The sequence below is a fragment of the Clostridium sp. DSM 17811 genome, assembly GCF_018861905.1.
Classification (GTDB): Bacteria; Bacillota; Clostridia; order Clostridiales; family Clostridiaceae; genus Clostridium_AD; species Clostridium_AD frigoriphilum.
Map to the genome: position 1 here is coordinate 1 of NZ_JAHLDU010000053.1, position 9997 is coordinate 9997.

General features: G+C 31.5%; 10 protein-coding genes, 7 tRNA genes and 1 rRNA gene. All 18 read left to right on the top strand.

What is annotated here, in order from left to right; translation table 11 throughout:
* Window positions 1-226 precede the first annotated feature (226 nt).
* The 18 genes from rrf (at window position 227) to KPL44_RS24355 (ending at window position 9478) form a co-directional block, all read left to right on the top strand.
* Window positions 227-343 (top strand): 5S ribosomal RNA (rrf, locus tag KPL44_RS24270).
* 43 nt (window positions 344-386) lie between these two features.
* Window positions 387-461, top strand: a tRNA-Glu gene (locus KPL44_RS24275).
* A 9-nt stretch (window positions 462-470) separates the two neighbouring features.
* Window positions 471-555: transfer RNA gene (locus tag KPL44_RS24280), tRNA-Leu, on the top strand.
* 7 nt (window positions 556-562) lie between these two features.
* Window positions 563-636 (top strand) — tRNA-Gly (locus KPL44_RS24285).
* Window positions 637-649: 13 nt separating this feature from the next.
* A tRNA-Arg gene (locus KPL44_RS24290) sits at window positions 650-726 on the top strand.
* A 5-nt stretch (window positions 727-731) separates the two neighbouring features.
* A tRNA-Gln gene (locus KPL44_RS24295) sits at window positions 732-806 on the top strand.
* Between the two features lie 4 nt (window positions 807-810).
* Window positions 811-886 (top strand) — tRNA-Lys (locus KPL44_RS24300).
* 10 nt (window positions 887-896) lie between these two features.
* Window positions 897-968 (top strand) — tRNA-Glu (locus KPL44_RS24305).
* A 145-nt stretch (window positions 969-1113) separates the two neighbouring features.
* Window positions 1114-1806 carry a DNA/RNA nuclease SfsA gene (sfsA, locus tag KPL44_RS24310; RefSeq protein ID WP_216255847.1) on the top strand — a complete coding sequence of 231 codons (693 nt, stop codon included), beginning with the start codon at window positions 1114-1116 and terminating at the stop codon, window positions 1804-1806.
* Window positions 1807-1905: 99 nt separating this feature from the next.
* Complete coding sequence (locus KPL44_RS24315) at window positions 1906-2433, top strand: NAD(+) diphosphatase (RefSeq protein WP_216255850.1); 528 nt, start codon at window positions 1906-1908, stop codon at window positions 2431-2433.
* 45 nt (window positions 2434-2478) lie between these two features.
* Window positions 2479-3198 carry a hydrolase gene (locus KPL44_RS24320; RefSeq protein WP_216255852.1) on the top strand — a complete coding sequence of 240 codons (720 nt, stop codon included), beginning with the start codon at window positions 2479-2481 and terminating at the stop codon, window positions 3196-3198.
* A gap of 42 nt (window positions 3199-3240) precedes the next feature.
* Window positions 3241-3426 (top strand): hypothetical protein, encoded by a 186-nt coding sequence (locus KPL44_RS24325; RefSeq protein ID WP_216255872.1) that lies wholly within the window; start codon window positions 3241-3243, stop codon window positions 3424-3426.
* Between the two features lie 200 nt (window positions 3427-3626).
* The gene (locus KPL44_RS24330) at window positions 3627-3815 is read left to right on the top strand and encodes a hypothetical protein (protein ID WP_216255853.1); all 189 of its coding nucleotides are present in this window, start codon (window positions 3627-3629) and stop codon (window positions 3813-3815) included.
* A 304-nt stretch (window positions 3816-4119) separates the two neighbouring features.
* A complete protein-coding gene (locus KPL44_RS24335) occupies window positions 4120-5190 on the top strand; it encodes a pyridoxal-phosphate-dependent aminotransferase family protein (RefSeq protein ID WP_216255862.1) in 1071 nt (356 codons plus the stop codon).
* A gap of 103 nt (window positions 5191-5293) precedes the next feature.
* A complete protein-coding gene (locus tag KPL44_RS24340) occupies window positions 5294-6205 on the top strand; it encodes a D-2-hydroxyacid dehydrogenase (RefSeq protein WP_216255863.1) in 912 nt (303 codons plus the stop codon).
* Window positions 6206-6231: 26 nt separating this feature from the next.
* A complete protein-coding gene (locus tag KPL44_RS24345) occupies window positions 6232-7476 on the top strand; it encodes a DUF1015 domain-containing protein (protein ID WP_216255865.1) in 1245 nt (414 codons plus the stop codon).
* Window positions 7477-7659: 183 nt separating this feature from the next.
* Window positions 7660-8424: a tRNA threonylcarbamoyladenosine dehydratase gene (locus tag KPL44_RS24350; protein WP_216255868.1), complete on the top strand. Its 765-nt coding sequence runs from the start codon at window positions 7660-7662 to the stop codon at window positions 8422-8424.
* Window positions 8425-8536: 112 nt separating this feature from the next.
* Window positions 8537-9478, top strand: coding sequence for a GNAT family N-acetyltransferase (locus KPL44_RS24355; protein WP_216255870.1), 942 nt, complete (start codon window positions 8537-8539; stop codon window positions 9476-9478).
* The last annotated feature ends 519 nt before the right edge of the window (window positions 9479-9997 follow it).

The window sequence follows — 9997 nt, forward strand, 5'->3', positions numbered from 1 at the left end:
GCATGGTAACATGTTCAGCTGACTAATACTAATAAGTCGAGGGCTTGACCAAGATAACATAAGTAACAATTAATATTAATAATGCGAAAACTGTGCAATTTTGAGAGAATACTTTTCTATAAAGAAAGTAAAACTTCTCTATATAGAAATGATGATGAGAATATATTTATATAGAATATCCGTAGTCAACGACGGTAGATTCTCAATTATTATTTCTGAAGATAAATCTGGTGATAATGGCCTGAAGGTAACACCCGTTCCCATACCGAACACGAAGGTTAAGCTTCAATGCGCCGATGGTACTGCAGGGGTGACCTTGTGGGAGAGTAGGTTGTCGCCAGGTCAATACTAAAATACTAATATTTTAGTATTTTAGTATTTTTTAAGGCTCCTTGGTCAAGCGGTTAAGACACCACCCTTTCACGGTGGTAACAGGGGTTCAATTCCCCTAGGAGTCACCATAAATATTTGCAGGTGTGGCGGAATTGGCAGACGCACTAGACTTAGGATCTAGCGCCTTCGGGTGTATGGGTTCAACTCCCTTCACCTGCACCATAATTAAGCGGGTATAACTCAATGGTAGAGTGTTAGCCTTCCAAGCTAATTACGAGGGTTCGATTCCCTCTACCCGCTCCATTATATTTAATATGCGTCTTTAGCTCAGTTGGATAGAGCAACGCCCTTCTAAGGCGTGGGCCGGGGGTTCGAATCCCTTAAGACGCACCAAATATTGGGATATCGCCAAGCGGTAAGGCACCACACTTTGACTGTGGCATTCGTAGGTTCAAATCCTGCTATCCCAGCCATTATGGTTTACTAGCTCAGTTGGTAGAGCACATGACTTTTAATCATGGTGTCCGGAGTTCGATTCTCCGGTAAGCCACCAAATTTTCTAGGGCTCCTTGGTCAAGCGGTTAAGACACCACCCTTTCACGGTGGTAACAGGGGTTCAATTCCCCTAGGAGTCATCATAAAAAAGCTCTTGCTTTTAAAGCAAGGGCTTTTTTATTTTATAAAATATTAATAGAATTTATACATAATACTGTTTTGATTGTGGATAATGTTGATTATTTTCATAAATAAGTGTATATTTATAAAAATGGAGATAAATTTATGATTATAAGTAAAAGAGTTGTTATTGCAGAGTTTATTAGAAGACCAAATAGATTTGAAGCTTATGTAAATCTTAATGGAAAAGAAATAATAGTACATGTTCCTAATACGGGAAGATGTAAAGAAATATTAGTTCCAGGATCTAAAGTTTTATTAAGAGAAGAGCTTAATCCAAGTAGAAAGACTTTATATGATTTAATTGCAGGATATAAAGATAACAAAATTATTAACATAGATTCACAAATTCCTAATAAAGTTGTTGATGAAGCGTTAAAAGAGCAAAAAATACAAAAACTTGTTAAATATAATATAATACAGAGGGAAAAAACTTTTGGGAATAGTAGATTTGATTTTAAACTATCTAATAACATGGGTGAAGAGTATTATCTTGAAGTAAAAGGGGTAACATTTGAAGTAGATGGTAAAAGTATGTTTCCAGATGCTCCTACGCAGAGGGGAAAAAAACATTTATTAGAACTTATAGAAGTTAAAAAAATAGGAATAGGAGCTGGAGTGCTATTTCTTATTCAAATGAGCAATATAGAGAATTTTTCTCCTTATGATGATATGGATGGAGCTTTTGGTGAAGCACTACGATTTGCATACAAAAGTGGTGTAGATATTTTTGTATACGAATGTGAAGTCGGTGAAAATTACATAACTTTAAGCAAATCTGTTGAGATTATTTTATGATTTATAAGATTACTAAGAGGTTTATTGATATTTGTTTTAATTGAATTAAAGCCTAAATAGGATTAAACTAATAACATAGGCATTAAGAGGAGGGTGAATTTGAAATTTATATATTGTCCAATTTGTGGAACAAAATTAATTGAAAAAGATAGTTGGGATGAAGGGGCAGTTCCATATTGCCCTATTGATGATAATATGTATTTTGACACACCAAAACCATGTGTAGTAGTTGCAGTTATGAAGGGTAAAGAAATCTTACTTCTCAAACAAAATTATACTTTTAAAAATTCAAAGGTATTAGTATCGGGATATGTAACTAATGGAGAATCTGTTGAGGAGACTGTATATAGAGAAGTTAAAGAGGAAACAGGAATAACTGTTGGAAAAATTAAATATTTGGGGAGTGATTATCTAGCTTCTAAAGAAATCATAATGCTAACATTTATGGCTAACTATGTTGAAGGAAATATAAAGAAATCGCCTGAAGTTGATTGGGCTGATTGGGGTAACATAGATGATGCTATATGTGAAATGACTGAAGATGAAATAGGTAAGAGAGTTGTAAGAAAATTATTAAAGGAGATTAATTATACTGGTGAAAAGGCTTATAGATGCGATATAAAGTAAAAGTGATTAAATATCGGATAACAAATAGAGGGGAGAGAAATTAAAATGGAAAAAGAAGTTAAAGAAAAAACTATGTATCAAAAAGCGCCTCAGATAACAGGAAATTTGAGGAGACACATGATAGAGCTACCAACGGCTATTAGAGATGCTACTGGAATTGTAATATTTGGTAAAAGGTTAAAATCTTTTGTTTTTACTACAGATGTAGCTGTTATAAGAAATACAAACGCTGATGCAATTATTGCAGTATATCCATTTACCCCTCAGCCTATAATAACGGAAGCCTTGGTACTTGCTGCTGATGTACCGGTATTTTGCGGTGTTGGAGGAGGAATTACCACTGGGAAGAGAGTAACAAATTTAGCATTAGATGCTGAATTTAAAGGTGCTATGGGTATAGTTGTTAATAGTCCAATATCTAATGAAGTTATAACACAGGTAAGAGAAACTATAGATATTCCAATAATAGTTACAGTTGTATCAGAATTTGAAGACATAGAGGCGAGAATAAGAGCAGGAGCTACTATAATTAATGTTTCAGGGGCTAAAAAAACGGCTTATATAGTTAGCAAAATAAGAGAAAAACATCCTAATTTTCCAATAATTGCAACTGGAGGCCCGAATAATGAAACTATAAGAGAAACTATAAAAGCTGGTGCCAATGCAATCACATATACGCCACCGATAGTAGCAGATATATTAAATGAAATAATGATTAAGTACAGAACGATTTACAAAACAGAAGATAATGAAAATAATATTTAAACTATTGATAAAATAATTTAAACTAAAATGGTAGGTGATAAAATGGCTGTAGGTGGAGATAATTGTATTCATTGTCCTGAAGCTTTAACAAAACAGTGTAATGGCGAAGTAACGGATTGTGTTTGTAAAAGATGTCCAAGAAATTTAAGACAGTGTTTAACTACAAAGTATTGTAGAGAAACTGAATCTATAATTAATATAAAAGATTATTGGTGGGAAACTCATTAATAAAATATTCAGGTGTTATTTAAATGATAAAAAATAACATACGCAAGCTATTAGAACAGTTTATGTTTTAGTAGCTTTTTTTATTTAAAATTTTAAAAATCAATTTGAATAATAAAAATGTGCATAGGGTTTATTTGATGAAGTTAGGGAAATAATAAATATACATTAACTAAATTTTAAATTTTAGGAGGTTTAATATTATGCCAAATACAGAACAGATGACACATGTAGCAAATAGTTGTAATGGGTATGACTCGATAGGGACAGGATTTCAGTCTTCAATAGGTAATGCATATAGTAAAAGTTGTGACAATTGCCAGCATTTAAAAAGTGATAAGTGTGAAATTAATTTGTACGATAAAACTTTAGCTGGATTAGATCAAGGTTAATATTCCGATTTCGCAGGAGATGATTTAATAGCATATTCCCAAATAGGATTTTTAGTATTAGCCACATATAACAAATTTAATTTGTTATATGTGGCTCAATTAGGTAGCATAAATATTATTGCTTTTATAGGCTTTATACATATAACTGAATATTATATGTAAATGAATACAATTTTGATATAATATTAAGTGACATAATTATAATCTTTGTTCCTATTACATTGAGAAACATATACTTAAGTGTTAAAATAAGTGTTATAATTCAATAACAATAAAAATATGAATAAAAATTTGGAGGTTGAATATGCATAAAAGATTATTTATACCGGGACCAGTAGAAGTAGCAGAAGATGTACTTCAAAAAATGGCTACTCCTCAAATATCACATAGAGGTAAAGAAGCATCAACATTACAAAGAAACATAAGTGATAAAATGAGAAAAGTATTTAATACTAAAGAAGAAATACTACTTTCAACTAGTTCAGGAAGTGGACTAATGGAAGGTGCTGTTCGTTCATGTACAGCAAAAAGGGCAGCAATATTTTCAGTTGGGGCATTTGGAAACAGATGGTTTCAAATGTGTACTGCGAATGGAGTACCGGCGGATAAGTTTGAATCAGAATGGGGAATGCCAACAACTAAAGAAATGATTGAGGAAGTATTACAAACCGGGAAGTATGATTTAATAACTATTACTATGAATGAGACTTCAACAGGGCTCATGAACAATATGGAAGATCTTTCATCAGTTTATAAAAAGTATCCTGATGTTGTAGTATGCGTGGATACGGTGAGTAATGCTGCTGGAACAGAAGTAAAAGTAGATCATTGGGCGATTGATATTTGTATAACTTCAACTCAAAAATGTTTAGGATTACCTGCAGGAATGTCTATTTGTACATTTTCAAAAAAAGCAGTAGAAAGAGCTAAACAAGTTACAAACAGAGGAGTATATTTCGATTTATTAGGACTATATGAGTGTATACAAAAGAAGGATTATCAATATCCATCTACTCCATCTCTTTCACATATGTTTGCTTTAGATTATCAATTAGATAAGATATTAGAAGAAGGATTAGAGAATAGATATGCTAGGCATATAGCTGGTGCTGAGGTTGTTCGCGAATGGGCTAGAAAATACTTCGCAATATTTCCTGATGAAAACTTTTTGTCAAACACAGTAACTGCTATTAAAAACACAAAAGAAATTAGTATTTCTGATTTAAACAAGAAATTAGGAGAAAAAGGATTTATGATTTCTAATGGTTATGGAAAGTTAAAAGATAAGACATTTAGAATTGCCCATATGGCTGAAACTACGCCAGAAGAAGTAAAGGATTTATTTGCAATAATTAATGATATTTTAGGACTTTAATAAATAATAAAAAAATTAAGAATGAAAAATTATATTGTGATTTTTCATTCTTAATTTAACTTTAATGTGATGTAAAATATTTTATGTATAGAGGAGGATTATAATGATTAGAGTATTAGTTACTGATGGTATGGAAAAAGATGCAATTGAGGAGTTAAAAAATAAAGGATTTGAAGTTGTTGAAAAATTTTATGAACCAGAATTTTTAGGTGAAGAATTAAAAAACTTTGATGTAATTGTAGTTAGGTCTGCAACAAAGGTTAGAAAGCCAATAATTGATAAAGCAGCAGAATCAGGAAAACTAAAGCTTATAATTCGTGGGGGAGTAGGCGTTGATAACATTGATGTAGCATATGCCGAGGAAAAAGGAATAAAAGTCACTAATACGCCTAATGCAAGTAGTGCATCTGTTGCTGAACTTGCGCTTGCACATATGTTTGCGATATCAAGATTTGTTAATATCTCGAATGTAGCTATGAGGCAGAGCAAGTGGGATAAGAAAAAATATACTGGTGTAGAGATAAGCGGTAAGACACTAGGGCTAATAGGATTTGGAAGAATATCTAAGGAGTTAGCAAAAAAAGCATCTGCGCTTGGTATGACAGTTATATATACAGATATAATAGGGAAAGCTAAGGGTTTTGATGAGTATGAGTACTTAGAGTTAAATGATGTATTAAAAAAATCAGATTATGTATCATTGCATATACCATTTATTAAAGAGAGTGGAGCTACTATAGGAAAAGATCAATTAGCAATGATGAAGGATGGCTCATTTTTAATTAACTGTGCTAGAGGTGGAGTAGTTGATGAAGCTGCTTTAGTAGAAGCATTAGACAATGGTAAATTAGCAGGAGCTGGTGTGGACGTTTATGTTGAGGAACCAACAAAAAATGAAGCTTTAGTTAATCATCCAAAAGTTTCTGTAACACCACATATAGGGGCTGCTACAAAGGAAGCTCAAACAAGAATAGGTACTGAAATAATGGAAATTATTATTAGCTTTTTTAAATAAAATGATTGATCACGGGAGGAACAATTATGCCTATAGTAAGGCCTTTTAAAGCATACAGACCACAATTAGATTTAGTAGAAAAAGTAGCAGCGCTTCCTTATGATGTTATGGATAGTGAAGAGGCCAGAGAAATGGTAAAGGGGAAACCTTATTCATTCTTACATGTTGATAAAGCAGAAGTAGATTTACCAAAAGGTATAGATGTACACGATAAGCAAGTTTATTTAAAGGCTAGAGAAAATCTTCAAAAGATGATTAGTGATAAAGTGTATGTTCAAGATGAAAAACCATGCATGTACATTTACAGACAAATAATGGATGAAAGGTCTCAAACAGGTATAGTTGCTTGTGCATCAATAGATGATTATATAAAGGACACAATAAAAAAACATGAGTTAACAAGAGCGGATAAAGAGCTTGATAGATTTAATCATGTTGATTATACAAATTGTAATACTGGTCCAATATTTTTGACATATAGACATAAAAATGAAATAGATAGTATAGTAAAAAATTGGACTGAAACAAAATCTCCATTATATGATTATAAATCAGAAGATGGTGTGTCACAAATCATTTGGGTTATTAATGAGGAAGCTATTATAAATAAACTATCAGCTGTATTCGCGGCGACCAATTATTTATATATAGCCGACGGACATCATAGATCAGCTTCAGCTGTCAAAGTCGGATTAAAGCGAAGAAAAGATAAACCATCCTATACTGGTGATGAGGAATTTAATTACTTCTTATCGGTTATATTTCCAGACAATGATTTATATGTAATGGACTATAATCGAGTGGTTGCAGATTTGTTTGGAAACTCTTTCGATGAATTTATGAATAAAGTTTCTGAGAAATTTGATATTACGACCTTTGATGGTATTGGTCAATTTAAGCCAGAAGTACAAAGGACATATGGAATGTTTTTAGAGGGAAAATGGTATAAATTAGAGGCTAAAGAAGGAACTTTTAATTTGAAGGATCCAGTAGAAAGATTAGATGTATCAATTTTGCAGAAGAATTTATTAGATCCGATTTTAGGAATTGATGACCCAACAACAAATTCTAGAATTGATTTTGTCGGTGGTATCAGAGGGCTTGGAGAACTTGAAAGAAGAGTTAAGTGTGATATGAAAGTTGCATTTTCTATGTGTCCTACAACTATGGACGATCTTATAGATATAGCGAATGCAGGTAAAACGATGCCTCCTAAATCAACTTGGTTTGAACCGAAATTACAAAGTGGAATATTTGTACACGAATTATAATTTTATGTGATGGTAAAAATGAACTGTTCAAATAGTTATAAAGGCCACGCATATGCGTGGTCTTTATAACTATTTGGGGTATAATTAGATGAGGATATCAAATTATTATTAATTAATAAATACGAAAGTAATAAAAGTATAAAACATTTACGATAAAATATATTTTGAAGGAGAAAAAAACATATGCCACAGCATGCATTGTCAAGAACAGAGTTACTTATAGGCATGGATAGCCTAAACAAGTTAAAAGAGAGTAAGGTAGTAGTATTTGGAATAGGCGGAGTTGGAAGTTATACTGTCGAAGCATTAGTAAGGGCAGGCATTGGAAAAATAGTATTAATAGATGATGATACAATATGTTTAACAAATTTAAATAGGCAAATACATGCTACACATAAAACTATAGGTAAAAGCAAGGTTTTAGTGATGAAGGATAGAATACTCGAAATAAATCCTAAGTGTGAAGTTATTACTTATGAAACATTTGTGACAGCAGATAATATGGGAGATATAATTACTGAAGATACAGATTATGTAGTAGATGCTATTGATACTGTAGCTTCAAAAATATCTTTAGTTGAGTACTGCACGAAGCGGGGCATCAAAATCATATGTTGCCTTGGAACAGGTAATAAATTAGACCCAACTTTATTTAGAGTTGTAGATATTTATGATACAAAAGTATGCCCGCTTGCAAGGGTTATGAGGCAGGAACTTAGGAAGAGAAATATTGAGAAATTAAAGGTAGTTTATTCACAGGAAGTCCCTATAAAACCAAAGTCAGATGAGGTTATAACATGTAAAGAAGGTTGTGTATGTACCGGGGGTTCAAAGAAATGTGCTATGAAAAGACAGATCCCGGGTAGTATATCTTTTGTTCCACCAGTGGCAGGAATGATAATTGGTGGTGAAGTGATTAAGGATTTAATAAAAAAGGTTAGTATTTAATAGTTTTATTAGGAGAAAAAACAAGGGTGTAAGTTTAAGCACCTTTTGTTATTTTTGTTAATGAATATATTTATGATCTAAATTACTATTATTGTAGACAAAGGGGTTAAAAATGAACAAAGGTAAGTATGTTAATTTAGAAGCTTTAAAGGGCAACGAGAGAGATTATATTATAAAAGATAATAATTATATTATACTAGGAAGAATATTTATAGTTGAATTGGATAAAGAAAACAAGTTTTGCCAATTTAGATTGAAATTTCATAAACATACCAATGGAAGTTACGAGTATTTAAAAGACACATTAAATCTCATGCTGAATATTTTGTTTAAAAACATGGGGATAAATAAAGTGAATGTCATTGCTGATGAGAATATAAATGTAAGTGCTTTTACTGATTTAGGATTTGAATTAGAGGGTATAATAACTGATAGTGTGGTAAATAAATCCGATTATCAATCAGAGGTGATGTTTGGTATAAACGCCTTTAGATTTAATAAGAATTCAATAAGGAGAGATTTAGATATTAAAGGTAGGAATATTAGTATTAGGGCATTGACTCCAGGGGATGCGCAGGAGGTATTAGGGTTCCATTTAAGGAATAGAAAATATTTGAGTTGTTTTGAACCGGTTAGGGATGAAACATTTTATACTCTAGACAATCAAAAACGTACTTTAACAGAGGGTTATAAACAGTTTTTAAATGGTAGTGGTGTTAATTTTGGAATATATAAGGCTAAGAAACTTATTGGGAAAATAAGAATATCGAATATAGTTATTGGTGTTTTTAAAAATGCCTTTATAGGGTATTCTATGGATGAGGAAGAACAAAATAAGGGATATATGAAGGAGGCTGTTAAGCTTGCAGTAACATATGCATTTGAGGAATTAGAATTACATAGAGTTGAAGCTAGTACTTTGATAAATAATGAAAAGTCACAAAGAGTTTTAAAAAATTGTGGATTTAAGGAACTTGGTATAAGTGAAAAATATTTATACATTAATGGCGAATGGAGAGATCACATGGTTTTTTATAAAGTGAAAAATATTTAATTAACTAAATATAATTCAAATCATATCTTGATTACAGTGGATATTAGCAAAAATACTTTTTTATTATAGTGCAAACTTTGAATTTATGTTAATAGATGTGTATACTAGTCCTAGTGTATCAACATGAGAGAAACGTAGAATAAGTAAGAAAATAAGATTATTATGTACTTATGTTGTCTTAAATAATATATACCATAAAACGGATAAAAATAATTATGATAAGATATTACATGTTGCTGCTGTTTTGCAATGAAACATTAATCAAGATAGTAAAAAACTTAATTAAAAAAAGTAAAATACTATTGACAAATGATTAAACAACTGATAGAATAGTAGAAGTCGTCACATGATGACAAAGTAAATTGGTCTTTGAAAATTAAACAGAGAAATAGGTAAAGAAATGAAATGATATTTTATTTTAACCAGTCAATTACTTTAGTAAAAGTAATATTTTAGTCGTAAGACTAAAAAGTATGTAATGAGCTTGCTAACCAACTTAACAGTTGGCGCAGATTAATT

Excerpts from the sequence above, each read along its gene's own strand:
- KPL44_RS24330 (WP_216255853.1), top strand. The coding sequence starts at position 3,627 with ATGCCAAATACAGAACAGATGACACATGTAGCAAATAGTTGTAATGGG.
- KPL44_RS24345 (WP_216255865.1), top strand. The coding sequence starts at position 6,232 with ATGCCTATAGTAAGGCCTTTTAAAGCATACAGACCACAATTAGATTTA.
- KPL44_RS24355 (WP_216255870.1), top strand. The coding sequence starts at position 8,537 with ATGAACAAAGGTAAGTATGTTAATTTAGAAGCTTTAAAGGGCAACGAG.
- KPL44_RS24340 (WP_216255863.1), top strand. The coding sequence starts at position 5,294 with ATGATTAGAGTATTAGTTACTGATGGTATGGAAAAAGATGCAATTGAG.
- KPL44_RS24325 (WP_216255872.1), top strand. The coding sequence starts at position 3,241 with ATGGCTGTAGGTGGAGATAATTGTATTCATTGTCCTGAAGCTTTAACA.
- sfsA (WP_216255847.1), top strand. The coding sequence starts at position 1,114 with ATGATTATAAGTAAAAGAGTTGTTATTGCAGAGTTTATTAGAAGACCA.
- KPL44_RS24335 (WP_216255862.1), top strand. The coding sequence starts at position 4,120 with ATGCATAAAAGATTATTTATACCGGGACCAGTAGAAGTAGCAGAAGAT.
- KPL44_RS24320 (WP_216255852.1), top strand. The coding sequence starts at position 2,479 with ATGGAAAAAGAAGTTAAAGAAAAAACTATGTATCAAAAAGCGCCTCAG.
- KPL44_RS24350 (WP_216255868.1), top strand. The coding sequence starts at position 7,660 with ATGCCACAGCATGCATTGTCAAGAACAGAGTTACTTATAGGCATGGAT.